This is a genomic window from Prosthecobacter sp., from assembly GCF_044232965.1.
Taxonomy (GTDB): domain Bacteria; phylum Verrucomicrobiota; class Verrucomicrobiia; order Verrucomicrobiales; family Verrucomicrobiaceae; genus Prosthecobacter.
On record NZ_JBIIKX010000084.1, the window covers coordinates 1 to 23,893 of the forward strand.

Genomic DNA, 23,893 nt, shown 5'->3' on the forward strand with positions numbered 1-23,893 from the left:
TTGGACACGCTTGAGAGCGCCACAAGGTTCCATCATGCGAATCGGCCACCAACAGCACCCAGGCCGCGAAGAAGACTGGCCCCCAAGTTTTGGCCTTTTTAACCCCTCTTTTTCAACAGGCTGTTAACCAGACTCAACTATCATTCACCGACTGTCGGTGAATCATGCTTGAGTCTCCTGAAGCTTGTACGGCGATCCCGCAGCAGGTTCCGGAGCCTCCCCTGCCTCCAAACGGCTTCCGTTCCAGCTCGGGTTAAATTCATGTTCCACTCACCGGCTCTCGGTGAGTAGCCAATGAGACTATGCTGCCTCAATCCAGCTTCACGGCCAAGGTGAGGAAGTTTCAATGATCACCCACCGACACACGGTGAGTAGTCATTGAATATTCCCGATGCCAAACCCGAAGCCCATTCAAGTCTGCCGAGTCTCAAGCACTGCTCACCGACACTCGGTGAGTCAGCCATGAATCTATTCTAGGTCACGCCCATTCTCCGTTCACCACCTCGGAGCCTTCCCCGGATGCCCCGGCCAAGGCTGCTCAGCCTCCCGAGCCGCCGCCGGGTGAAATCATGCGTCCGCCGACCTTCCCTGAGCCTACGGTGGGTCACGCGGGAATGTCGATGGAGTGTCCCGAGCCCCGGACGGGTGAAATCAGGAACGGTTTCGGCTCCGCAGAGCTTCCCGCTGCCCAGCCAGAATGCCGAATCGTTCTTCCCGAGCTTGGTGCGAGATCTTTGATCAGTCGTTTCGCCGTTCCGGTAGGGCGGATGGTCCTCCAGCCGCCGCGTTAGGTCCGAGAGTATTCGAAATCACTTTCCCACCGTCTCCCGCAGCACCGCCAGCCATTCCTGCGTCGCCACTTCTTCCAGACGTTTCAGCAAGGCCGCGCGGGAAGTGCTCATGTCGAGGCTGTCGTCCTTCGCGAGGATCTGCATCAGGCTCATCATCTCCTTCGTGACATGATGTAACTACTTGCCATCTTCATCCCTACGACATGCTAGCACCCAGCCACCTCTTCATCAGCTACGCCTCCGAAGACCGGACGTTTGCTGAGTGGTTAGCTCGTAAATTGGCCTCGGCTGGCTATGCGGTCTGGCTGGACACCTTGAAGATGCTCGGCGGTGAACCTTGGCCTCAAAGAATCGAGGACGCATTGCATGTGAAGTCCGGTCGCATGTTAGCTCTGATGTCCGCCAACTCTGTGGACAAGGACAATCCCAGGAAGGAGCGCACCGCCGGTCTTCAGATTGGAAAGGAGCGCGGCATTGACGACTTCGTGATTCCGCTTCGCCTCGACGAATCCAAATGGAACTGGACCATGGGCGATCTAGCTTCGGTGCCATTTCACGAAGGATGGGCTGCTGGCTGGCGGCAGTTGCTCAAGAAGCTCGATCAAATCCAGTTCCCTCGCACGCTTTCGGACGGTGCCGTTCTCGCTCAGCAGTCGATGGAGCCAGAGAACCTCGTCCTCCAGGAACCGGAGACACTCCGCCTGAATGCCATCCGTGCTGACATCACCCAGCCGGTGCTGCGTGTTTTCTCCCTACCACACATCGGCGACGATGCCACGAAGGTGCTGAAGCAAACTTGGGCCTGCTACACAGTCGGGGACAAAGCCATTGCCCTCGCACCACCTCCGAGTGGCGTACCCGAAGGCATCAAGTCCACGCCCGCCCAGCAGCTCTGGTCCGTAGGTGGAGCCGTCTTGGGCGTTTCCATCACCTCCATCATGCCCGCCCTTGTTCGCACGACGATGTGGGCGCGGCTTCAGCGGCTCGGTTGTGTAGCACACCCAAAGAAGCCCTCGGTCTTCTACCTCCCCGAGACCTTCAATGAGACCGGCAAGCTCCCCTTCACCGATCTCGAAGGCAAACGGCACACCCACAAGATTCGACGTTACAACACCATCCGCCGGGGCATGGAAAAGGAGAAGGTCTTCTTCCACTTCGCCTTCCGCTGTGATCTCGCGAAAGGCCTCGACGCAGGCTTCTACATCCAGCTCGTGCCCACGATCATGCTCTTCGATGCCGCAGGCAGCCCCATCGTCGATGACCGCGTGAACCGCCTGCGCCGGAAGATCACCCGTGGCTACTACAATGCCGAGTGGCGTGACCGCTATCTCGCCGCCGAGCAGCTCCTGCTCAGCACTCAGGCAACGGCTACCGATGGCATCACCCTCGCCTCGGCAGGCATCAGCCTTGGCGCTCCTTGCCGGTTAAACGAAGCGCTCTTTGAAAAGGAAGCCCCGCCTCCTGCCGAAGCCATCGACTCCGAGGACGCTGGCGAACTCCCCGACGACGAACCCCTCACCGCTGCCGATCACGATGAAGAGTGAAGTCATCTGCTTTGAAGAAACACCGCTCCAGTTTGCCAATGGTCAGCGGGCATCCCATCCCTGCGATGGCCTCACGCTCTTCGGCCCATTCGACAGCCGTGGCGTGGACCGGCCCCGCCAGATCACTTATGGCGTCTTTGGCACACCCAGCGGACTCGCCGCCTTTGATGCCTTCTCCCAGCGCCTCCGCCAGCCCATCCTGTCCGAGGGCGATCACGATCCCACCCTCTGGCCGCACTTCCCCGGCTTTGAGGAAGCCTTCCAAGTCACCTGGGATGGCATCCCAGCCTGTCAGGAGCCAATCGACCCCGCTGCTCTCCATGAGGCTATCTCGGTCGGCGATGCCCATGAGCGTGTTTACAAAACCGTTGGCCTCTACATGGACCAACTCACTGCCGCCAAACGCCGCGATGATCCATTCCAGTGCTTCATCTGCATCGTGCCCGATGAGGTGAAGCAAAACTGTCGCATCAAATCCAAAGTCTTTGGCACTGCAGGCAGAGCCCCGAAGTCCCGAGAGATCAAAATGCGCCGCACCATGGACGATCTCTTCGCCAGCACAGCCGACGCATTCTTCCAGCCTCAGCAATACGAGTTTTCCCTCGACTTCCGTCGTCAGCTCAAAGCCCGCGTCATGGAACTCGGCGTTCCCGTCCAGATCGTTCTGGAGTCCACCCTTCGGCTTGGCGAACGTCAATCCACCAAAGAACGCGGACTCACACCGCTCTCGGATCGCGCCTGGAACCTCGCCACCGCGCTCTACTACAAAGCGGGTTTCAAACCCTGGAAGCTCGCCACCGCTCGCGATGGTGTTTGCTATGTCGGCATCGCCTTCAAGGACGCCGACGAGAAGAAATCCAACGCCTGCTGCGCTGCCCAGATGTTTCTTGATGATGGAGATGGCGTCGTCTTCGTCGGCGAGTTCGGCCCATGGTATTCACCCGTCACCAAGCAATACCATCTGCCGCAGGAAGATGCCCGTCGTCTGCTCAAAGATGTTCTCGACACCTATGACCAACAGCACGGCAAGCCTTTACGTGAGGTCTTCCTCCACTGCCGCTCCAGTCTCGATGCCGAGGAACTCGCAGGCTACCAAGCCGCCTGCCCCGAAGGCGTCAAACTCGTCGCTGTCCGAGTGGCTGAGGAACGCTTCGGCATGAGACTTTACCGCCCCGGCACACGTCCCGTGCTGCGCGGCACCTTCTGGCCTGTCACCGACCGGCGCGGCTTCCTCTGGGCCTCCGGCTTCAAGCCCCGCCTCCGCACCTACAACGGCCCCGATGTGCCCATCCCCCTCGTCATCGACATCCAGCACGGTGACGCCGAGCTCGAAACCGTCGCCCGTGACATCTTCGCTCTCACCAAGCTCAACTACAACGCGTGCAAACTCGGCGAAGACCAGCCCGTCACCGTCAAGTTCTCCGACGCCGTCGGCGAGATCCTCATCGCCAACCAAGGAGCCAAAGTGAAGCACCCGAACTTCAAGTATTACATTTGAGCCATCCGAAGCGGACTTCGGCGGCCCAGAATGTGGCTTGCGACTTCTTCCTCCTTCAAATGCGCGTTCAGGGTGCTTTGGAGCTTGATTGGGGACTAGTGAATGAGGGCCTCTCGTTGCTTGTGGCCCGCGCCCCGATCCATGACTTAGCTCTTGGAGTCAGACATCCTATATTTCGATGCGAAGAACTCCAAAAGGTAACGATGAGCGAAAATGAATCCGCCTCCGACCTTTCGAAGCAGCAGGACCTTGCACATATGGTTGAGGCTATTACCCAGGCGGACCGGCACCCCTTCGGTTAACGTCAGAAGTATGCGGAGAACGAAATGCTTCGCAGGCACATCAAGTCCACCAATGAGTGAACCAATACAAAAAAACAGCGATGATATGGACGCCGCAAAAATAACACTCAAGGCTGTCCCGATATTCCGGAAGTCTCCATTGTGTCCGGGTAACGAGCCATCTATGCATAGAGACAAAATGCTTGCGGCTAGCAAACCTCCGAGACCCGCGCACGCGGCAACGCCCACGGAAGTGCTGACAGACCTCACAACACCTTCGTTAGGCGCAACCCGTCGATGAACTGATTCCGCACGCCGGAAACCATACAGGATGCCACCCGATGCCATCGCTAGGCCGATAAGCAATGCGCAAAACCCAATCTGCTCCAAGGTGGGAAGGCTTCCTGCGATAGCGATGACCAAGCCAATCATCAACGTAATCCACCCCCCTTGCCTCACCATTGCTCGCCAATTCCATTGCCATTCCAGACGCTCTGTCGTTTGGATGCTGTTACCAAACCGCGACATCGCCACGTTGCCAAAAGCCGTTGGTTGACTCAGAAGACCTATGGTCAATAACGACGCAGGGGGAAATGATCCAGAAGGAAACAATGGAACTGCAAATCTGAAAGCCACAAACGGGGAAATTCCGATAATCCACAACAGTAGACCATAGAATCGAAAGTTGTTCCGCTTCCAAACCCATGCGCAGGCGTTTGCTATGATTGTCTCTATCGAAACGAACACGAAAGTCGCTGCTAAAAGATGGCAGTTGGCTGGATGGGGATGGGCTTTGCTGCCGCCATCATCAGAAGGCCTGACAAGAGGGCAGCGTATGCAAGAACTGTGATTCCATGTCCCAAACTGAAGATGATTGCGCTCCATCCAACTCGAACCGCAGCGGCGTTGCGCATTTCTGTTGCCCACTCAAGGGCTGATGCAGTGATTCCCGGGACGGAAAACCACAGGCTAGCTACACCTGCCAGAAACAAAGATAGCATGAGACATGCGGTCACATCATTTGGCGAAGGTATTTTCAGCAGCACTGCAAAGCCCACCGTAAACGCAAAGAGCGTCCCAACGAACAACGACGCCGCAGCGAAAACAATTCGACTGACTAGACAATATGCGCACCTCGCCCAGAGCTTTGATAGCCAAGTCATCTGAAGGCTCTCGATGTGAAACACGGACTGCCCCGATTCCGTCATGTTCTTGGCGAGCCACGTCAAGAGGTGGCGAATCTGGGTCGCATCGGGAGCTTTTTCATCCTCCCGACGATCATGACTCTCCTTCAGTCGAAGGTTCACATACTCGCCCATGAGATGGTGTTGGCGCTCTGTTTGGGTTGGCTTTTCGGCGAGTGATTTGCCTGCATAGGCAACGCTCATGACATTCAAAAGGAGGGGATTCCTCGACATTGATGTGATCCACGGTTCATGCTCGGCAATGTCACGGACGCCCTTCATGTGATCCTGAGACATGACGGAGTGAACTTGGCATTCGGACAAGTCCTGGAGCATCAAGGCTCCGTTCAGCCGAAGCTTGTCCGTCAGTTCGTCATACTCTGAGGAACGGCTGCAAACCGCGATGCCGACTGACGTTCGTGAATCTGGATCGTTCTTGTTTGGTTGGCAGTATCTGTTGATGGCTTCCAAGCAGGCGGCACGCGCTTCCCTGGCGGCAGCCCCTTCGATACCTTCATCCTGCACTTGTGTAGACGGGTTCGGGTCGCGGTTGGTTCTCTCGACCCATGCTTCGCGTGCTGCGGGGCCGAGACCGACCTCATCAAGGCCATCGAGCAGCGGAGTGATTGCTTCATCGCGCACCCAGCGAGTCATGACGGCGATGGGGATTTGGTAGGCAGTGGAACCTTCCCGAATCATCCATTGATCGAGCGGCAGGCGATCTCGCCACCACGAGGACAGATTCAAGACAATGGGGATAGGTGCTTTGGGATCGTTCTCCGCCCGCTCAAGCAACTGCTCGGCCAATCGCAGAAGCAGCATGGTCTTACCGCCACCGGGATTTCCAAGGATGAGCAGACGTGAGTTGCTGTCATCGAAGAGCTTTGCGATGTCGTCTTCCGGACCAAATTCACGATCTGGAAAGCGATGATCGGTAACGACTGCCGAAGGAACCAGTTCTTGGCCGATGTTGAACCGGTTGGATTCGTTTACTGATGGTTTCAGCACGCCTTCAATCCAGTCGTAGCGCACCTTCGCGAGCATGTCCTTTCGGCACTGTGCAAGCCGTGGCAGTTTTATCTTCTTGGCCTGTTGCTCGATCTTTGCCGTGACTATTGAGAGTTGGGCAGCGAGCTGCTTCTGGCCTGTCGTCAGAGTAGTGGCCAGATTTGTGACCTCTTTAATGACGCTCTTTTGCTCCTGCTCAAGGCCAATGACCTTCTCTTGCAGCGCGGTGATGCGAGTGCGCAGGTCAAGGTCGTCCTTAATCGGTTCGTATCGCTGCGGGCTGCTCTGGATGAGGGCGCGGTGCGCGGCCTGGAGCTGGGTTTGCTCCGGGGTATCGCCCTTGGCGGGCACATCGAAGGGGTAGGTCTTGGGCAGAAGGAAGGTATAGACTCGCAGGCCCAGCTCCCGGGCGAGGTGATACTCCATCTGCGTGTAGCTGCGGCGCGGGGTGCCGTCGGGCAGGGTGTCGGGGTCCGGCTCCGCGCCGTAGCTGAAGCCGACGAGGTGGATGAGCGCCTGGCAATCGCTGATCTTCCCGCGCAGCATGTCGGTGACGCTGCGCCAGTCGGGCTCGAAGTTGGTCTGCTCGACGGGATGGCAATTGATGGTGAGCAGGGCCTCCTTGGCAATCTGCCGCGCGCTGCCGAGGTCACCCGAGGTGGCGGAGATGAAGATCTTGGGCGGGGACATGCGGAAGAGGGGTTCTTACAATCGTTACTGCCCACGCTCGATCTCGGCATGTTTCTGGATGAGCGGGGTGCCGTCGGCGCTGAAGTGGACGAGGTAGGCGGAGCGGACCCAGCCTTGGTTGATCTTTCCGCCACGGGACGGGCTGGAGACGCGGTAGTCGAGACCCACCTTCGCCTCGACATCCGGGGTGCCAAGGCCGCTTTTAATTTCGGGTTTCTCAAGCACGCGGTAGTCACGTATTTCCCAGCGAGAGATGAGGGTCTGCGTTTCTTTGACGATGTCCGCATGCGTGGCGGTCCGGCCGAAGTAATCCGGGCTTTCCACATACATGGCGGCGATGGCCTCGGGCGTCATGCCGGAGTCGGAGCTGCCGGAACGCACGGCCCGGGTGATGAAATCCAGCACTGCCTTTTTCTGCGCCTCGGGCTGGAACTGCAAAGGCTCGCTCTTCCGGGTGCCGGGAACCTCGGCGACGGAGGTGATCAACAATTTACTGCCGATCAACTGCAAGCGGAGCCGGCCGGTGAAGGCGGTGATGTTTTTGACGACGGCATTCTCGCTGGTGCAGCGCAACGGCACGTCGCACTCGACGATCTTGCCGACCTCGACGACGCGGGCGGTCGGTGGTTTTAGCATGTCGATCTGCTGCCGCGTCCATTTCTTGGCGTAGGCCTCGAGATCGGCCTTTACGTCCTTCGGAGTCCAGCCTGGATGACCCAGGTAGTCCACTTTCTCCGCCAGGAAGGCCAGTTGTGAGGCCGGGTTTTGGTTGGCGGCCTGGTAGTAGGCCTTGGCGAGGTTCTGCGCTTCTTCCTCCAAAGTTTCCACGAGTTCCGGTTTCGGCGGAGGCGGTGGATCAGCACGGCGCTCGAACCATGACGCTCCGTCCATCCAGAAAAACAGAATGACCACGCCGGCAGCGGCCATGAGCAGCAACCAACGGCGCAGCCAGTGGCTCTCTTTGGGGACTTCCTCCGCTGCTATCTGGGGTGGATCTACCACCGGTGCAGGTGCGGCAGCCGGTGTGGCCACAGGCTCGGGAGCGGGCGCTGCAACAGGAGCAGGTTCGGGCTCGGGAACAGGTTCGGGTGCCGGAGTGGACTCGGAAGCAGGTGCTGCAACAGGGGGAGCAGGAACAGGTACCGGGATGGGCTCACGATCACGAATGATGCGGACATTGCCCTCGCCTTCATCGAGCGAAACATCGCGCTCTTCACGCCGCACGCCGATCAGGCGACGTGAAGGCGTTTTCCACTCGACACCGGCATGCTGCAACGAGGCCTGAATGCCCCTCCAAACCTTGGCCGGATCCGGGTCAAACGCTTCAACACGGTGAAGACCCGCGATGCAAAACGCCACCTGCCCCCGAATCTCCGTCTCCTCCAGCAGTATCGGGAGGATGGCTTTCTTCATGTCCACCGACAGGGCAAGTTCTTTGGGCACGAACTCGGAGACCATGGACGCACGCGAGACAAAAAAGATCACCAGCTTGGCCGTGCGAATGGCCTCGGCGATCTCATCCTGCCATTTGCTGCCGCCGAGCAGGCTCTCGGTGTCGAAGAAGACGCTGACGCCGCCTTTTTTCAACTCCTCGACCCATGGCAGCACCCGGTCCTTATCTTCACGAGAGTAGCTGACAAAGACATCGTAGGGCTGGGACATGGGAGACGGAGTGTGATGAGAGAGGACGACAGTGGATCAATGCGCGCAGGTGTTCTTCACGGCGAGCTGCCATTCGATGAGTTCATCGAGCAAAATTTCCTCGCTGTGGGTGACGGTGCGGCGGATGCTGGAGGCAGTCTGAAGTCCGGGCAGAGCCTGCTTGATCTCGGTGAGACGGGCGACCATCTGCGGGTAGCGTTCCTTGCGGCGTCCAGCATCCAGTGCCTGACGAATGCCGCTGGCGACACCGGCCAGCAAGGGCAGGGCAATGGGGAGGAGGACGACCAACGGCCAGGTGGCTGGGTTTCCGTCCAAATTCCAACCGACATGCTCCGGGTCAGCGTTCTTGCTTAACTTGTTGAGCAAAGACAAAAACACAAAAGGCAACGCGAGGATGGCGCTCCATTTGCCAATTTTACCGGTCAGTTCCCACCACCACAATGCCTTTGGCTCCATGGTGTGATAATGCCGAATCTGGCCTTCCTTGTGAGTCTCACTCAACCTGATGGCCAGATAGTTGTCCCGCAGTGTGAGTGGATCGGCAGACGATTGGTGTTCATTCACATGAAGTCCTGCGCTCAGGGCGAAGCGGCGCCACTTCGGGTCATGCACACCGATGGCAGGGTGGAGTGGATCAAGCAGTGGCACGCTCGTGCGCAGGCCGCGCAGTATTTCGCAGGCGAAACGGCAACGAATCCAGCGCTCCTGCGTATGTTTGCGATGCAGACGCCAGCCCATCCACCAAGCCCAGCTAACTAGGCCGAGCTCGAATGCTGTGATCAACCATTTTGAGTCTTCCCAAGGATGACCTTTGGATGCCTTGAAAGTAACGATCGCCGCCAACAACGCTGCAACGCCATGCATAAGAATGATCCAAACCAAGGCAGGTCGAAAATGTGCCGCCTCCAGCACAGCAATGTGATCCAGGCAGTCCTGCAAGCTGTCAGGCTTCGTTGCCCCTTCGTTGACACAAGGAACTTGGTCTTTACGTGCCATCTCGTTTAGCTCCATGATAATCTCATCCGGCTTGAAGCGGGCATTCAATGCCTCGGTCCCGGTGACAGCGCCAGTGGACGAGGAAATCTGCACCACTGGAGTGCCGATGGCCTGGGCCTGTGCGATGACCTGGGCGGTGCCGCCCAGGCCGCGTGCTGGCTGCCCATCCCACAGAGCGATGACGACGTCCACCGCATCCAGCATGTGCATGGCTTGATTGAAATAACATTCCGGGCGTGTGGCTTCGTCCGAAACCAGATGCACCGAGTCGCGTCCCGGACGCTGGCGGGCGATGGCAAGCTGTGCCTGGGAGCGCTGCCACGCTGCGGGAGCGGAGAAGTCTTTGGCGAACTCGGTTTCCTCCAGCGGCAGCAGCAGATGCACCGGCATCTCCAGCTCGCGGGCGATTTCGACGCAGAGTGTGTCGCTGCCTTCGGCGACGCTGGCATACAGTTCGGCCTGTCCGCCGGCGGCAGCCGCACGGGCTTTGAGGTCGGTGAGAGCTTGGGTGAGAGCCGGGCGAATCAAGTTTTCATCATAACCCGAGCGATGACCCGTAAAACCGATGAGGTAGCGTGGAGTGAGCATGCAAGGCCATATCAGCAAACGCCGCGCCAGATGGCAAGCAGCAATCAACCATCCGGCACTTGCCGCACACGAAATCATCACTTATCCCTCGCGCCTTATGTCCGCCATCCCTGCTGAATTCCCCGGAGTCACCGCCGTCGCCAAGGCCAATGTCTATTTCGACGGCAAAGTCGTCAGTCACAGCATCTTGTTTCCTGATGGCAGCAAGAAGACGCTCGGCATGATCTATCCCGGCGATTTCCACTTCGGTACCGCCAAGGCCGAGCGCATGGAGATCGTTGCCGGTGACTGTGTGGTGAAGCTGGATGGCAGCGAGGACAAAACGACCTACACCGGCGGCCAGTTCTTCGATGTCCCCGCCAACAGCGGCTTCGACATCAGCGTCAGCTCCGGCATCTGCGAGTACATCTGCTCGTTTCTCGACTAAAGCGGGGCCCTTCACACTTTCTTAACTCCCTGCGGTCGCCCGTTCACTGGTGGTGCTGCCTGGCAGATGAACCGTGTCGTTGTCATGAACGACAACGACAAATCCGGCCTCCACAAGCTTTCCACCGCCACGCTCGTCATCGCCGCGCTCGGGGTGGTGTTTGGAGACATCGGTACGAGCCCGATCTACACGCTGAAGGAGTGTTTCAGCCCGCACAGCCCGCATCACATCGCCGCCAGCCATGAGCACATCCTCGGCGTCGTCTCACTCGTGCTCTGGTCGCTGATTTTGCTCATCTGCGTCAAATACCTCGTGTTCATCCTGCGGGCGGACAACAAGGGCGAGGGCGGCGTGCTCTCGCTGATGGCGCTGGCCTCGCATGGCATGGGTGAAACGATGAAGCGCCGCATCGTGATCGTGCTCCTCGGGTTGTTCGGTGCCGCGTTGCTGTTTGGTGATGGCATCATCACACCAGCGATCTCCGTGCTGAGTGCCGTGGAAGGTCTCAAAGACGGCGGATTGCTCGGCGCGGCTCCGGTGGACGCTTTGGAGGCCGAAACGTGGAATCATCGCATGCAGTGGCTCATCATGGGCATCACGATGGTGATCCTCATCGTGCTGTTTTCCGTGCAGTTTCTCGGCACAGCCAAAGTAGGCCGCTTTTTTGGACCGATCACTGGTTTGTGGTTCGTGAGCCTCGGTGCGCTCGGCGTGTCGCAACTCATCCACGGCCCGGAAATCCTCGCCGCCTTCAATCCCTGGCATGGTTGGCACTTTTTGACCACCGGCGGCCACGCGGGCTTTGTCATCCTCGGCAGCGTTTTCCTCGCGGTGACGGGTGGTGAGGCCTTGTATGCCGACATGGGCCATTTCGGTGCCTCGCCGATCCGTCGCGGCTGGTTCTCGCTCGTGTTTCCGGCCCTCGCGCTCAATTACCTCGGTCAGGGCGCTCTTTTAATGAAGCAGCCCGAGCTCGCTCACGCGCCGTTCTTCCAAATGGCACCCGGTTGGGCCACGCTACCGCTCGTGCTGCTCGCCACCGCCGCCACGGTCATCGCGTCGCAGGCGCTCATGACCGGCACCTACTCGCTCACGCTCAGCGCCGTGCAGCTTGGCTATCTGCCGCGTTTGAGCATCCGTCATACTTCGGAGCACGCTCGTGGCCAGATCTACATCCCGCTGGTGAATTGGGTGCTCATGCTCGCCTGTCTCGCGCTCGTCGTCGCCTTCCGCACCTCGTCCAATCTGGCCGCCGCGTATGGCGTGGCCGTGACGATGACCATGCTCATCACCACCATCCTCTTCTACTTTGCCGCGCGACATCTATGGAAGTGGAGCGTGCTCAAAACGCTGCCGCTGTGCCTCGTGTTCGGTTTGATCGAGCTAGCCTTCCTCAGCGCCAATCTCGTGAAATTCTTCGACGGTGGCTGGTTCCCGCTCGCCGTTGGCGCGGGCATTTTCATCGTCATGACCACCTGGGCCACCGGGCGCAAGCTCGTGCGTGCCTCCATGGAGCGCAGCGCCATGTCGCAGGAGCTGCTCATTCAGAGCCTCGCCAGTGGCAAGGTCGTCCAAGTGCCCGGCACGGCCATTTTCATGACCAGCACGAAGGGCCGCACACCCATCGCACTTTTGCACAGCCTGAAACACTACCAGGCCATCCATCAGCGTGTGATTTTCATGACGCTGACCACCGAGGACGAGCCCTGGGTGCAGCCGAGCCGCCGTGTCGAAGTCGAGAAGCTCGGCGACAACTTCTGGCGCGTCACCGGTCGCTTCGGCTTCATGCAAAAGCCCAACGTCCCGCGTTTGCTGCGCCAATGCGCCGCGCATGATCTCGATGTCGATCCCGACAAGGCTACCTTCTTCCTCGGTCGCGAAATCATCATCCCCAGCAAAGCCCCCGGCATGGCCAAATGGCGCGAGCACCTCTTCTCCTTCGCCAGCAAGCTCGCTCAACAGCCTGCGACCTATTTCCAGATTCCCGTTGGGCGGGTGATCGAACTGGGGCAACAAGTGGAGATATAAACGAATATGAACACGACTGCTCTGAGCATGAAACCCGCCCGCCAGCCGGTCCCCGTGCATGTCGTGGGGCAGTTTAGCTGGGGGCTGACGATCCTGTTTGTGCTGGCCTCGGCGTGCTGGGTGCTGCTGCCTTACACGGGCTATCTTTTCTCCGCGCTGGTGTTTCTGATGGCCATCGTGCTTGCGGGGACGCGGTGGAATCGCGGGCCGGTGCTGGCGATGGCGGTGGTGAGCGCGCTGGTGTGGAATTTCATCTTCATCCCTCCGCAGTTTACGCTGCACATCGAAAAGCCGCAGGACATCATCATGTTCGCCATGTTCTTCGTCGTGGCGTTGAGCATGGGGCATCTGATCACGCGGTTGCGCGAGCGAGAGGCTGCGCTGGAGCAGCATCATGCCGAGCGTGAGCAATTGCTTGAGGCCAAACACCGCGCAGAATTGGTCGCAGAGTCCGAACGGCTGCATCGCACGCTGCTGGATAGCGTCTCGCACGAACTCAAAACGCCCATCGCCATCATCCGCACGGCCTTGGACGGTTTGGGGCAAGGCAATCCCTACGCGGCGGAGATCGAGACGGCCAACCGCCGCCTCCAGCGCATCGTGGAAAATTTTTTGGAGATGACCCGCGTCGAGTCCGAGGCGCTGAAGCCGCGTCCCGACTGGTGCGAGGTCATCGACGTGCTCGAACAGGCCGGGAAGCCTTTGGAGCGCGAACTCGCCGCGCATCCGCTGAATGTCAGCGGCATCGCCGACATGCCGCTGGTGATGCTCGACAGCCGCCTGCTCGCGCAAGCACTCGGCAATGTGCTGCACAATGCCACGCTCCATGCGCCTGCGAACACTCAGGTCGAAATCACTGCCACGCTGGCGAACGGCGAGCTGGAGCTTCGCGTGCGCGACCACGGCCCCGGTTTTCCTCTGGGCAGCGAGGATCATCTGTTCGACAAGTTTTACCGTGCTCCCGATTCACCCGCAGGCGGCACCGGCCTGGGACTCGCCATCTCACGCGGCTTGATGAGGGCCATGAAAGGTGACATCGAAGCGCGGAACCACGCTGAAGGCGGTGCGGAGTTCACGCTGCGTCTGCCGGTGAAAACTCGAACTGCCTGAGCCATGTCTAAAGCCCTCATCATCGACGACGAACAGCAGATGCGCCGCCTGCTGCGCATGGTGCTCGAAGCGCGCGGCTACGAAGTCAGTGAGGCCGCAGACGGCCAACTCGGCCTGCAAGAGGCCGCGTTTCATCGTCCCGATGTCGTGCTGCTTGATCTTGGCCTGCCAGGCATGAGCGGCATCGAGGTGTTGAAACGCCTGCGCGAGTGGAGCGACGTGCCCGTGCTCATCTTGAGCGTGCGCGATCAGGAAACGGTGAAGGTCGAAGCCCTCGAACTCGGAGCCGACGACTACGTCACCAAACCCTTTGGCACCGCCGAACTGCTCGCACGGCTGGATGTCATCCAGCGCCGTCGTTTCACCCGACAGAGCCCCGAAATCATCACCGGAGCCCTGAAGCTCGACCTTCTCCATCACGAGGCCACGCTGGCCGATGCACCGGTCAAACTCACGCCCACCGAGTTCGCGTTATTAAAAGTGCTCGCCGAGCATGCGGGCCGCATCGTGACGCAAAATCAGATCGTGAAGCAAGTCTGGGCAGGGCAAACGAGTGATCCGAGCGAAGGCCTGCGCGTACACATCAATCACCTGCGCAAAAAACTTGGCGAAACCGGCCTGCGCATCGTGAACGAGCCGGGGATTGGGTATCGGTTGGAAGAGTCCTGAATCTGTTTCCATCATGCCCGCGTCAAGTCTGGGCATGAATTCAGGCTTTTCATGGTTCCGAGTCTGTGATTCATGGCGGGATGTCCATGTCGCCGACCTCCGATTCTGACTCGCCCGCCTTCATGCGCCGTGCCTGGCTGGTGGTGGGGCTGTTGTTTCCGGTGGCGCTGCTGAACTACTTGGACAGGCAGATGATCGCCTCGATGAAGGTGTCGGTGATGGGTGACATTACGAACATCGGCAGCGAGGCGAACTGGGGGCATATGCTGGCGTCATTCAAATGGGTCTATGCCATCTTCAGTCCCATCGGCGGCTACATTGCAGACCGATTCAGCCGCAAGCTGACGATCTGCGGCAGCTTGTTTGTCTGGTCGCTCATCACTTGGCTCACCGGGCATGTGGGCAGCTTCAACGAGCTTTACTGGGCGCGCACGATGATGGGCATCAGCGAGGCGTTCTACATTCCGGCGGCGCTGGCGTTGATCGCGGATTATCACACGGGCAGCACACGCTCGCGTGCGGTGGGCGTGCATCAGATGGGCATTTACTGCGGTGTGATGGTCGGTGGCTTCGCGGGATTTGTGGCCGACGCGCCGGACCTCGGCTGGCGCTTCATGTTCGACTTCACCGGGCTGGCTGGAATCCTTTATGCCATTCCTCTGCTGCTGTTGTTGCGGGACGTGCCGCGTCAGACCAGCCTGGACAGCCATGGCGATGTCTCCGCGAAGCCATCCGTCGGCGTGGCAGTCGTCGAGCTGCTGACGAACCGCAATTTCATCCTGCTAGTGATGTATTTCACGCTGCCAGCGCTCGCCGCGTGGGTGGTGCGTGACTGGATGCCCGCGATCCTGCAAAAGGCCTTCAACATCAGCCAGGGCAAGGCAGGCGTGTCAGCCTCGCTTTACTGGCAGGGCGCGGCGCTGCTCTCCGCCATCCTTGGCGGCTGGCTGGCGGACCGCTGGATGCGCAAAAGCGAGCGTGGGCGCATCCATGTGAGCGCCATCGGCATGATGCTCATCGTGCCCGCGATGTTCGGTGTGGGCAACGCGCCCGCCTTGAACTCCTTCGCGCTGGCCATTGCCGCGCTGATCCTGTTCGGCGTGGGCTGGGGCTTCTTTGACTGCAACAACATGCCCATTCTCAGCCAGATCGTGCGCCCCGAGCTGCGTGCAACGGGCTATGGTCTCATGAATTTCGTCAGCATGATGTGCGGCGGCGTGGCCGACTGGGGCTTCGGCGCGATGACTGATCGCGGCGTGCCGCTGAACATGATCTTTGGCGTCTTCGCTCTCGTCTGCGTCGCTTCGCTCGTGATTGTACTCATGATTCGTCCCAAGCCGGGAACTTGAGCGGCTTCACCCGCCGCACACTTTGCACGCTTTCCCCTCCGTGGCCTGGCACGCCGCGCCTGAGCCGAAGAAGCGGCATTTGGCATTGTGACGTGTTCCCGATTTGCTCAGACTCCAGCCAGTGGCCGCGCCGGGTGGTGTCGCGGTGCCGGCGGTCGTCTTGGCAGGCGGCGGTGTCTTGGCGACTTCACGAGCGGAAACCACCAGCACGCAGGTTTTGCGCAGAAAATCAGCGGCGACGGACTTGTCGTCCCCAATGCTGCCGCGTTTCAGCTCCGGCACGCCGGGCAGACGTTTGTCCTTGCCGCCCTCGATGCACAGTTCGTCCAGAATATCACTGCGATGGCATTCCGTGATGCCGCGCGGAGTTGGCGGGCTGACGGACGCTTGTGAAGATGAGGACCGTGCGCCCAAGGTGCGTGTCTCAGGCGAGAAGAACACGCCGATCACCTCCAGGCGGTCGTTCAGCACGAAGCCGCCGACCGCGTCCGGCACCAGCGGCGCGTCGTGTTGGAAGAGGGTGGTGTCGATCAAACGGCTCACGATGCCGGTGGTCATGGTCACTGGCTCAAAGCCGCGCCGTGTCGAGTTCAGCGTGAGGGAGGCCACTACGATGTTCTGGCCGAAAACCACCGGCCCCCTCGGAATGAACGCGCCCGCTGGCAGCTCGACGCCGGCACACTTCAGCAGCGCCAGACCGCGCTTCGTGTCGTTTTTGACCACCGTCGCGGGCACATCTTTTCCCTCGTGATGAATCGCCAGCGGATGATTGCCCTCCGCGAAGGCCGCGTCGGTGATGAAGTGGCCTTTGCCTATCGGCAGCCCCAATCCGCGCACCATGATCTTCTCCATCAGCGGTTCCACGATCAGCGGCGCCTGCTTCGCCGGATCGCCGCCGCTCGCGGTTTGAATCATGAGCGCTGTGTTGACGGCCTCGTCCAGTTTCAGGCTGTAGGCGTTGATCAGCGTGCTCGTGCCATCCAGCGCCTGAAACGTGCGTGTCCCGGCGTGATACAGCGTCTTTGCCATCACCCGTGTGCCGCGCTCGGCGGTGACCTCGCTGCTGGTCAGCACCAGGAAAGGCGCTCCCGTGGCGGCCCAGATTCCTTTCTGCCCCAGCAGCTCGTTCACCAAGCGGCAGAGAAAACCCTCCGGCAGCACCTGCGTCACCTCAAAGCTCAGCGGCTTCGCTTTCACCGCCGCCTCCAGTGTCACCTGCGCCTGCTGGGCGAACTGCTGATCCTCTTTGGAGAAGGCTGTGGCTGGAAACATCGTGGATTTCCCATCCTTGGTCTTCAGCAACAGCTTCTCATCCTTCAACCCAGCGAACTCGGCCTCCAGCGTGCGCGATCCATCGGCGCTGCGCCACTCACGCGCCGGAAGTGGCGCGCCGAACATGCCCAAGACGAGAAAAAGGTTCCGCCAGTTCATGGCGGCGATCCTAGGCGTGAAGCTGAGGCTGGCAACCGACTACTGCGGCCTGCCGCCGCGATTCAGTTCTTCAAACACCTCGTCGAAGGCCGCGGCGAGCGCCTGCCAGTCCTCTGCGCTTGTTTCCCAGCCACCGCTGACGCGCACCACGCGTTTCAACTCATCCGCGCTGGCTCCCAGGGCAGTGACAACGACAGACGAACCTTCTTTGCCCGAACTGCACGCAGAACCGGTTGAGATGCTGAATCCACGCCGCGAGAGGGCCGTAAGCCATTTCAAATTGTGATGCACCGGCATCACCATCAGTACGGTGTTCCAGAGGCGCGGCGCGGCTTCGCTGATCACACGCAGGCCGTCGAAGCGCGTGCGCATGGCGGCGATGAAATCATCGCGCCGCTGGCTTTGGTCGATTGCGATTTTTCCGAGATGAGGTGTGATCGACTCCAAGGTCGTCACCATCGCCTCGATGGCCGGATAGTTTTCTGTTCCGGCTCTGCGTCCACTTTCCTGTGGCCCGCCGCGCATGAAATGGAGCCGTGAATCTTCCGCTGGCAGCACAAGAAAGCCGCAGCCCTTCGGTCCGCCGAATTTATGGGCGCTGCCGGTGATGAAATCGCATTCACCGAGGTTGGTGGCATCCCGTTTGCCGATCCACTGCGCCGCATCGGTGTGGAATGGCACGCCATGCTCACGGCAAAGCGCGGCGATCTCGCGCCAGGGCTGCAACGCGCCGCTTTCGTTGTTCGCGGCCATCACGGAGACGAGCGCAGGCCTTTGTGCGGCGATCAACGCCTTCACCGCGTCAGATTCGACGACGCCATCCGCGTTCACAGGCAATTCGAGTGCGTTGCTTGATGGCATGCGCACGCTGGGATGCTCAATCGCCGAAATGGCCACCGTCTCGTACGCCGCCAGCAACGCGTTGTTCGACTCCGTGGCTCCGCTCGTGAAAACGATCCGTTCTGCCTCGACACCCAGAAGAGTTCCGAGGCGTTCACGGGCCGATTCGAGCCGCTGGCTGGCGATTCCAGCATCACGATAAAGACTGGACGGGTTGTGCCAGTGCTTCTCGCTCGCCATCAGCCACGCCTCGCGCGCCGCGGGGTGCAGTGATGTCGTGGCGTTGTGATCGAAGTAGCCGTTCATGAGGCAGGCTTGAACCGCGAGGGCAGCGGGATGTGCAGGAGCATCAGGACGAACGCGAGGGCGAGGTAAGGCAGCCAGGCCTCGATCCGGCCGCTGGAACTGACGCCGTTGACGAATCCGAGCGCTCCAATGCCCTCGCTCAGCGCAAAGACCACCACGTTGCCCGCCACGAAGCGTCCGCGATGCGTCGGGTCATCCAGGCTGAGCTTGCCAGTGGCAAAACCGCCGAGCAGCAGCTTGCGCAGCACCAAACTCAGCGCCGCCCCGCTGCCAGCCGCCAGGGCGATGATGTTGCCCAATGACGAGGTGTCGGCCTTGCCGGGTGCAAACGTCATCGCGTTGAGCATCCCGGCATACACCAGAAGCGAGGCGCACAAGGCTCCCCAGATGATGAAGACGGTGAGTTGGACGGGTTTCATGGCTGGATCGTGACGCGTTGCGGATGCGTGTAAACATTCATTGTTTCGCCCCGCAGGAAGCCGATGAGCGTTTGATGGGCCTCCTGTGCAAAATCGACGGCGAGGCTGCTCGGGGCCGAGATGGCAGCGACGAGAGCAATGCCACCGGCAAGGGCCTTTTGGATGATCTCAAACGACACACGTCCGCTGACGAGCAGGATGTGCTGGTCGAGAGGCAACAGGCCATTCATGAGCGCGTGGCCAAGAATCTTGTCTAGCGCGTTGTGACGTCCCACGTCCTCGCGCAGGACGAGTAGATTGCCTTTCAGGTCAAATAGCCCGCTGGCATGCAGGCCGCCAGTTTTGGAAAACGTCTCCTGCGCTGCACGCAGCTTGTCCGGCAGGCTTGCGATCAGAGCAGGGGAGACTGCCCAGTCACCCTTCACAGCGGGAAACTGCTGAAACACGCTCTCGATGCTGGTTTTGCCGCACAGGCCGCAGCTTGAGGCGCTGAAGACATGACGTGTGAGCGAGTCCCAGTTCACCACAGCGCCGCCGAGCAGCACATCGACGATGTTGCCATGCTGGTTGCCGGTGCTGGGGCATTGGGAGACCTCCAGAATGTCACGCGGGCTCTGCACCACGCCTTCGCTGACGAGAAATCCGGCGGCGAGTTCTTCATCGTGGCCTGGTGTGCGCATGACCACGGCCACGCTGCGCCCTTCCACGCGGATTTCGAGCGGTTCCTCACGCGCGGTGACATCGCTGACTTCCGTGGAGTCGCCGCCGACTCGAACCTTGCGCACGCGCACCTCGGTGATGGCTGGGGTGTCTGTGCTCATCACGAAGCCTCCATGAAGTCCGCCGCCAGCACCCCGGCGGGAACGCGGCGTGGCTCGGCGATGAGACGCACCATCTTGTCGAAGATGTCGCGTCCGCGAATGATCTCGATCTCCACCCGCATGAAGTAGAAGGGGATGTCCGCCACCGCCATTTTGGGGAAGCGGACGTAATCTTTCTCGGTGGTGACCATGCAATGCACGTCACGCCTGACGCAGCGCTCGACAAACTGCTTCAGCTCCGGCCCGTGGAAGCGGTGATGATCGGCGAACCGGGCGATGACCTCCACCTTCGCGCCGAGCTTGCGCAGGCCGTTTTCAAAACTCTCCGGAACGGCGATGCCGGATAGAGCACCGACAAACTTGCCTTTCAGGCCGTCGATTGGGAGGCGCTCGCCGGTGTGGATGTTTTCAAAGTGCATGGCGCGGTGGCGGCACTCGATGATCTCGGCGGCGCGGTTGTGGCGGCGGATCTCCTTGATGAGGTCCTCGGTGTCGCCGTCGGACTTGGTGATGAAGATGTAGCTGGCGCGGCGCAGGCTGCGGGGAGGCTCGCGCAGGGTGCCGCGTGGCAGCATGAAGCCGTTGTTGCCAAAGGGGGCCGTTTTGTCGATGAGCACGATGTCGTGCCGGTGTTTCAGCTTGAGGTATTGCAGGCCGTCATCAAGCACGAGCACATCCGCGCCGAATTTTTGAATGGCATGTGCGCCGGCCTTCACGCGGTTTTTGTCCACCACGACGGGAATGCCGGTGCAGTTCTTTGCCAGCATGTAGGGCTCGTCGCCCGCGTTGTGGGAGTCCAGCAGCACCTTTTCACCGTCGGAGACGATGCGAGGGGGCGGAGCCGTGGGTTTGGGAATGAGGCCGAGTTTTGCGGCGAGCTTTTTCGAGAACGGCACCTTCTTCTGCCGCTTGCTCTTGTAGCCACGGCTCAGGATGCACACGCGGCGGCCATGCTCGTGCAGCGCCTTGGCCAGCATCTCGACGACGGGCGTCTTGCCCGTGCCGCCGACGGTCAGGTTTCCCACACTGATGACTGGCACGCCCAGATGGTGGTCGTGAATGTAACGATGCCGGTAAAGGTAGAGCCGTGTGCGCACCGCCGCCGAGTAGATGCCCGAAAGGCCGCGAAACACCAGCCGCAGCAGGTTCGCGCGCACGCCACGGCGGTTATTGATCACCACGTCGATGACGAAATTTTCGAGGTCTTCCAGAGTATCTCTCACTGGGAGGCATTGGAGGCGGGGAAGGGGGCCTCGTCAATCAGTCGCCTTGATGTTTGCACGGATGTTTCGTAGCCTGTGACATGAAATTCGTTTTTCTGTGCCTGCTCGTGTTGGTTCCATCGCTGCAAGCCCGCACTTTGGCCGAGGCAGCCGTGCGGCAGGCCAAGACACTGGAGGTCGGCTGCATCGTCACTGGCGAGCGCGTTGGTGGCGAAGTGAGTTTCGCCCTCGCTGGCAAAGCGCCCGAGGCCGGGAACACGCCGCCGGAGAAAATCGTCTTTGAGATTGGCTCGATCACGAAAGTCTTCACCGGTTTGCTGCTGGCGCAGGCGGTGGTGGAAAAGAAAGTGACGCTGGAGACGACGATCGGCAGCCTGCTCGATTCAAAGCTGAAGTTTGCCGATCCACGCATCGCCGCCATCACCCTGAAGCAGCTCTCCACGCACACCAGCGGCCTGCCGCGTCTGCCGGACAACATGGCCTCAGGTGCTGCCGCAGACGATCCGTATGCGCATTATGATGCAAAGCGGCTGCTCGCCTATCTCAAGAGCGCCAAACTCGAAGGTGAGGCACCCTGGTCATGCAGCTACTCTAACCTGGGCGTCGGCCTGCTCGGCCATCTGCTTGGAAAAGTCTATGAGGTGACCTGGGAGAAGGCGGTGGTGACGAAAATCTGCCTGCCGCTCGGAATGAATGACACGTCCGTTCATCCTGGGTCGAAGCTGCCACTGGCGACACCGCATGCCGGTGAAAAAGTGGTGAAGCCCTGGCATCTCGACGCCGTTGCCGGAGCCGGGGCGCTGCGCAGCACAGCTTCAGACTTGATGAAGTTTGGCGAGGCCATGCTGCATCCTGAAAAAACACCGCTGAAAGAGGCCCTCGCTATTGCGCTGCAAGCGCAGGCGGATGCGCCGGCCATGGGCGGGCAGATTGGTCTGGGCGTGTTTTTGAGCAAGCATGAGGGCGACATGCGCTTGAGCCACGATGGAGGCACGGGCGGCTACAGTTCGTCGCTGCAAGTCATCCCGTCGAAAGACATCGTGCGCGTCGTTTTGATCAACAACAACAGCCTCAGCGCCTCGGCGGTCATCGCCGCGATGTCAGATGCCAAACCAGCCACGCCACAAAAGCAGAAGGAGATTTCACTCCCGGCGGAGACGATGGAGCAATACCCCGGTGTGTATGAGCTCGACCGTGACTCACGCTTCACCGTGCTGCTGCGTGACGGCCAGCTCTGGGTGAATCTCACCGGCCAGGCGTTCCTGCGCGCCTTTGCCAAAGCGCCGGACCGTTTCTTCTACAAGGCGGTGGCGGCGGAGATCGCCTTCAATCGTGATCAAGAGAAGATCCAATCTCTCACGCTGTTTCAAAACGGCCGTGAGCTCACGGCGAAGCGCGCCGCCACACCGCCGCCGGATTACAAGCTGCGCACCGCGAAGGAACTTCAGCCTTACGCGGGTGAGTACCTGCTCATGGGCTTGAAAAAACTCTCGCTCACCGTTCGGGGCGGCACCTTGTTCGCCCAGCTTGAGGGCCAGGAGGCCGCGCCGGTGTTTGAGACCGCGACGGATCGTTTTGAGTACGATGTGGTGAAGGCCATTCTCATCTTCGCGCGGGATGACCAAAAGCAGATCAACGGCCTCACCTTGATGCAAAACGGCCTGCCCGTGCCCGCCGCCCGCGTCAAGACCCCGACCAGTGACCCGTCGAAGTGAGCCGGTTCTCTTTTTCTGCCAGCGCCAGCAAGGTCTGGAAATGCGGGCTGTTGCTCTCGCGATGAACCACGCTGGTCTCGACCTTTTTGAAGCCCGCCTTGCCGAGCATCTCGTGAAGATCGCTTTCTGAGAAACCGAGCCACACATCCGCATAAAGATCACGCGCCTTCTCAAACTGGTGCTTCAGCAGATCCAGCACCACGATGCGCCCGCCTGGTTTGAGGATCGTGAACGCGGCCTTCAGCGCCTTCTCAGGATTCTGCGCATGGTGCAGCGCCTGGCTCAGAAACACGAGATCGACACTCAGCGGCGGGATCGGCGGCTCCTCGATGTCGCCCAGGCGGTATTCGAGGTTCGTGAAACCATGCTGCTTCGCCAAGTCCGAGCCGTAGGTCACCATCTTCTCGCTGTTATCGACGGCGATGACCTTTTTCGCCCGCTGAGCGAGCAGTTGTGAAAGCGTGCCCTCGCCCGCGCCGAGATCGGCGATGATCAACGGCGGCATCAGCTTGAGCAAAGTCTCGCCCAGACCCTTCCACGAGCGCCCGGGGATGTAGTGGCGGCCAAACTTCCCCGCCAGCGCGTCAAAGTAAGCCTGCGCCGTCTGCGCCCGCTTTTTGAGCACGACCTTGAGCGATTCCGCGTCCTTTTTGACCTCACGCAGCTCCAGGCCAGCCGCTTCGAGCAGGGCCAGAAAATGCTCGTGCGTGGGCTGGTCCTTCGCGTTTGGATCATCGAGCTGATAAAGCCGGTTCTTCCCGCTGCGGCGGTCATTGACCAGCCCGGCGGACTTCAATTTGGCCAACTGGGCCGAGATGTTTGACTGCGGCAGCGACAGCACCTCCTGCATCTCCGCCACGCTCAGCTCCTCCTGCTTGAGCAGCAGCAGAATCCGCACCCGCGTGGGATCGGCGATCAAGCTGAGAGATTTGAGAACGGAGGCCAAGGCAAACCCATCGTATCAACGCATCATGATACATCAATGCCGGAGTTTTCAGCATTGTCAGAGCTTGGAAACCGCCCAAATCCCCGCCTTGCGCTGCTCCGCCTGCCTTCTCAGCGCCTGGAGTTCTAGCGCGTAGTCATTCAAAGAACGAGCGTCCGAGGGCAGGCTCGTCGTCACGCCCGCCACACGCGCAAAGCCCTGCTGCACGAGCAAATCGGCCAGATAGACCCAGCTCCCAGACGTGTGCTCGACGAGAATCAGCGCGTAAAACCGGCTGCGCTCCGGCACCTGCTCCCAGCGCGTCATCACGCTGAACGGGCGCTCTTTGAGGAGCTGGGTGACGTATTGCGTCGCCTTCAGGCCTTCC

The 23,893-nt window shown here is 60.2% G+C and carries 19 protein-coding genes; 8 read left to right on the forward strand and 11 right to left on the reverse strand.

Annotation, left to right across the window (positions count from 1 at the left end):
• Positions 1-809 precede the first annotated feature (809 nt).
• A complete protein-coding gene (locus tag ACILSI_RS23355; RefSeq protein WP_395724331.1) occupies positions 810-947 on the reverse strand; it encodes a hypothetical protein in 138 nt (45 codons plus the stop codon).
• A 47-nt stretch (positions 948-994) separates the two neighbouring features.
• Here ACILSI_RS23355 and ACILSI_RS23360 point away from each other — a divergent pair, with 47 nt between their 5' ends.
• Complete coding sequence (locus tag ACILSI_RS23360) at positions 995-2,335, forward strand: toll/interleukin-1 receptor domain-containing protein (RefSeq protein WP_395724332.1); 1,341 nt, start codon at positions 995-997, stop codon at positions 2,333-2,335.
• Positions 2,232-3,833: a hypothetical protein gene (locus ACILSI_RS23365; protein WP_395724333.1), complete on the forward strand. Its 1,602-nt coding sequence runs from the start codon at positions 2,232-2,234 to the stop codon at positions 3,831-3,833. Before ACILSI_RS23360 ends, ACILSI_RS23365 begins: the two co-directional genes overlap by 104 nt.
• A 1,039-nt stretch (positions 3,834-4,872) precedes the next feature.
• Here the strand turns inward: ACILSI_RS23365 and ACILSI_RS23370 are convergent.
• The 3 genes from ACILSI_RS23370 to ACILSI_RS23380 are packed head-to-tail and all read right to left on the reverse strand — an operon-like array spanning position 4,873 to position 10,242.
• Positions 4,873-6,996 (reverse strand): NACHT domain-containing protein, encoded by a 2,124-nt coding sequence (locus tag ACILSI_RS23370; protein ID WP_395724334.1) that lies wholly within the window; start codon positions 6,994-6,996, stop codon positions 4,873-4,875.
• Between the two features lie 24 nt (positions 6,997-7,020).
• A complete protein-coding gene (locus ACILSI_RS23375; RefSeq protein WP_395724335.1) occupies positions 7,021-8,658 on the reverse strand; it encodes a toll/interleukin-1 receptor domain-containing protein in 1,638 nt (545 codons plus the stop codon).
• 36 nt (positions 8,659-8,694) lie between these two features.
• Positions 8,695-10,242, reverse strand: coding sequence for a hypothetical protein (locus ACILSI_RS23380; protein WP_395724336.1), 1,548 nt, complete (start codon positions 10,240-10,242; stop codon positions 8,695-8,697).
• Between the two features lie 97 nt (positions 10,243-10,339).
• Between ACILSI_RS23380 and ACILSI_RS23385 the strand changes: the two genes are divergently transcribed.
• The 5 genes from ACILSI_RS23385 to ACILSI_RS23405 all read left to right on the forward strand — a co-directional run bounded on the left by ACILSI_RS23385 (position 10,340) and on the right by ACILSI_RS23405 (position 15,825).
• Positions 10,340-10,669 carry a pyrimidine/purine nucleoside phosphorylase gene (locus ACILSI_RS23385; RefSeq protein ID WP_395724337.1) on the forward strand — a complete coding sequence of 110 codons (330 nt, stop codon included), beginning with the start codon at positions 10,340-10,342 and terminating at the stop codon, positions 10,667-10,669.
• An 84-nt stretch (positions 10,670-10,753) separates the two neighbouring features.
• Positions 10,754-12,697 (forward strand): potassium transporter Kup, encoded by a 1,944-nt coding sequence (locus ACILSI_RS23390; RefSeq protein ID WP_395724338.1) that lies wholly within the window; start codon positions 10,754-10,756, stop codon positions 12,695-12,697.
• Positions 12,698-12,724: 27 nt separating this feature from the next.
• Complete coding sequence (locus ACILSI_RS23395; protein WP_395724339.1) at positions 12,725-13,807, forward strand: ATP-binding protein; 1,083 nt, start codon at positions 12,725-12,727, stop codon at positions 13,805-13,807.
• A gap of 3 nt (positions 13,808-13,810) precedes the next feature.
• Positions 13,811-14,476 carry a response regulator transcription factor gene (locus ACILSI_RS23400; protein ID WP_395724340.1) on the forward strand — a complete coding sequence of 222 codons (666 nt, stop codon included), beginning with the start codon at positions 13,811-13,813 and terminating at the stop codon, positions 14,474-14,476.
• Positions 14,477-14,562: 86 nt separating this feature from the next.
• Positions 14,563-15,825, forward strand: a complete 1,263-nt coding sequence (locus ACILSI_RS23405; protein WP_395724341.1) for an MFS transporter — start codon at positions 14,563-14,565, stop codon at positions 15,823-15,825.
• Positions 15,826-15,831: 6 nt separating this feature from the next.
• Here ACILSI_RS23405 and ACILSI_RS23410 read toward each other — a convergent pair whose 3' ends face one another.
• From ACILSI_RS23410 to lpxK, 5 genes are read right to left on the reverse strand one after another with little or no spacing between them, the layout of a single operon-like run.
• Positions 15,832-17,256 carry a trypsin-like peptidase domain-containing protein gene (locus ACILSI_RS23410; protein ID WP_395724342.1) on the reverse strand — a complete coding sequence of 475 codons (1,425 nt, stop codon included), beginning with the start codon at positions 17,254-17,256 and terminating at the stop codon, positions 15,832-15,834.
• A gap of 39 nt (positions 17,257-17,295) precedes the next feature.
• Complete coding sequence (locus ACILSI_RS23415) at positions 17,296-18,402, reverse strand: cysteine desulfurase family protein (protein ID WP_395724343.1); 1,107 nt, start codon at positions 18,400-18,402, stop codon at positions 17,296-17,298.
• Positions 18,399-18,821 carry a hypothetical protein gene (locus ACILSI_RS23420; RefSeq protein ID WP_395724344.1) on the reverse strand — a complete coding sequence of 141 codons (423 nt, stop codon included), beginning with the start codon at positions 18,819-18,821 and terminating at the stop codon, positions 18,399-18,401. The genes ACILSI_RS23415 and ACILSI_RS23420 overlap by 4 nt, the downstream gene beginning before the upstream one ends.
• On the reverse strand, positions 18,818-19,642 hold the full coding sequence (gene fdhD, locus ACILSI_RS23425) for a formate dehydrogenase accessory sulfurtransferase FdhD (protein WP_395724345.1): 825 nt from the start codon (positions 19,640-19,642) through the stop codon (positions 18,818-18,820). The genes ACILSI_RS23420 and fdhD overlap by 4 nt, the downstream gene beginning before the upstream one ends.
• Positions 19,642-20,865, reverse strand: coding sequence for a tetraacyldisaccharide 4'-kinase (lpxK, locus tag ACILSI_RS23430; protein ID WP_395724346.1), 1,224 nt, complete (start codon positions 20,863-20,865; stop codon positions 19,642-19,644). The genes fdhD and lpxK overlap by 1 nt, the downstream gene beginning before the upstream one ends.
• Positions 20,866-20,945: 80 nt before the next feature.
• Here lpxK and ACILSI_RS23435 point away from each other — a divergent pair, with 80 nt between their 5' ends.
• Complete coding sequence (locus ACILSI_RS23435; protein ID WP_395724347.1) at positions 20,946-22,580, forward strand: serine hydrolase; 1,635 nt, start codon at positions 20,946-20,948, stop codon at positions 22,578-22,580.
• Here ACILSI_RS23435 and ACILSI_RS23440 read toward each other — a convergent pair.
• Together ACILSI_RS23440 and ACILSI_RS23445 are read right to left on the reverse strand one after the other, a co-directional pair.
• Positions 22,549-23,526 (reverse strand): ArsR/SmtB family transcription factor, encoded by a 978-nt coding sequence (locus ACILSI_RS23440; RefSeq protein ID WP_395724348.1) that lies wholly within the window; start codon positions 23,524-23,526, stop codon positions 22,549-22,551. The two genes, ACILSI_RS23435 and ACILSI_RS23440, sit on opposite strands and share 32 nt — an antisense overlap.
• A gap of 57 nt (positions 23,527-23,583) precedes the next feature.
• Positions 23,584-23,893: hypothetical protein (locus ACILSI_RS23445; RefSeq protein ID WP_395724349.1), on the reverse strand; the 310-nt coding region annotated here is incomplete at its 5' end.

What these genes read in the sequence shown, in the direction of transcription:
- ACILSI_RS23360 (WP_395724332.1), top strand. Translation starts at nt 995, where the DNA reads ATGCTAGCACCCAGCCACCTCTTCATCAGCTACGCCTCCGAAGACCGG.
- ACILSI_RS23380 (WP_395724336.1), bottom strand. Translation starts at nt 10,242, where the DNA reads ATGCTCACTCCACGCTACCTCATCGGTTTTACGGGTCATCGCTCGGGT.
- ACILSI_RS23390 (WP_395724338.1), top strand. Translation starts at nt 10,754, where the DNA reads ATGAACGACAACGACAAATCCGGCCTCCACAAGCTTTCCACCGCCACG.
- ACILSI_RS23375 (WP_395724335.1), bottom strand. Translation starts at nt 8,658, where the DNA reads ATGTCCCAGCCCTACGATGTCTTTGTCAGCTACTCTCGTGAAGATAAG.
- ACILSI_RS23405 (WP_395724341.1), top strand. Translation starts at nt 14,563, where the DNA reads ATGTCGCCGACCTCCGATTCTGACTCGCCCGCCTTCATGCGCCGTGCC.
- ACILSI_RS23395 (WP_395724339.1), top strand. Translation starts at nt 12,725, where the DNA reads ATGAAACCCGCCCGCCAGCCGGTCCCCGTGCATGTCGTGGGGCAGTTT.
- ACILSI_RS23415 (WP_395724343.1), bottom strand. Translation starts at nt 18,402, where the DNA reads ATGAACGGCTACTTCGATCACAACGCCACGACATCACTGCACCCCGCG.
- ACILSI_RS23410 (WP_395724342.1), bottom strand. Translation starts at nt 17,256, where the DNA reads ATGAACTGGCGGAACCTTTTTCTCGTCTTGGGCATGTTCGGCGCGCCA.
- ACILSI_RS23420 (WP_395724344.1), bottom strand. Translation starts at nt 18,821, where the DNA reads ATGAAACCCGTCCAACTCACCGTCTTCATCATCTGGGGAGCCTTGTGC.
- ACILSI_RS23400 (WP_395724340.1), top strand. Translation starts at nt 13,811, where the DNA reads ATGTCTAAAGCCCTCATCATCGACGACGAACAGCAGATGCGCCGCCTG.
- ACILSI_RS23355 (WP_395724331.1), bottom strand. Translation starts at nt 947, where the DNA reads ATGATGAGCCTGATGCAGATCCTCGCGAAGGACGACAGCCTCGACATG.
- ACILSI_RS23435 (WP_395724347.1), top strand. Translation starts at nt 20,946, where the DNA reads ATGAAATTCGTTTTTCTGTGCCTGCTCGTGTTGGTTCCATCGCTGCAA.
- ACILSI_RS23385 (WP_395724337.1), top strand. Translation starts at nt 10,340, where the DNA reads ATGTCCGCCATCCCTGCTGAATTCCCCGGAGTCACCGCCGTCGCCAAG.
- fdhD (WP_395724345.1), bottom strand. Translation starts at nt 19,642, where the DNA reads ATGAGCACAGACACCCCAGCCATCACCGAGGTGCGCGTGCGCAAGGTT.
- ACILSI_RS23370 (WP_395724334.1), bottom strand. Translation starts at nt 6,996, where the DNA reads ATGTCCCCGCCCAAGATCTTCATCTCCGCCACCTCGGGTGACCTCGGC.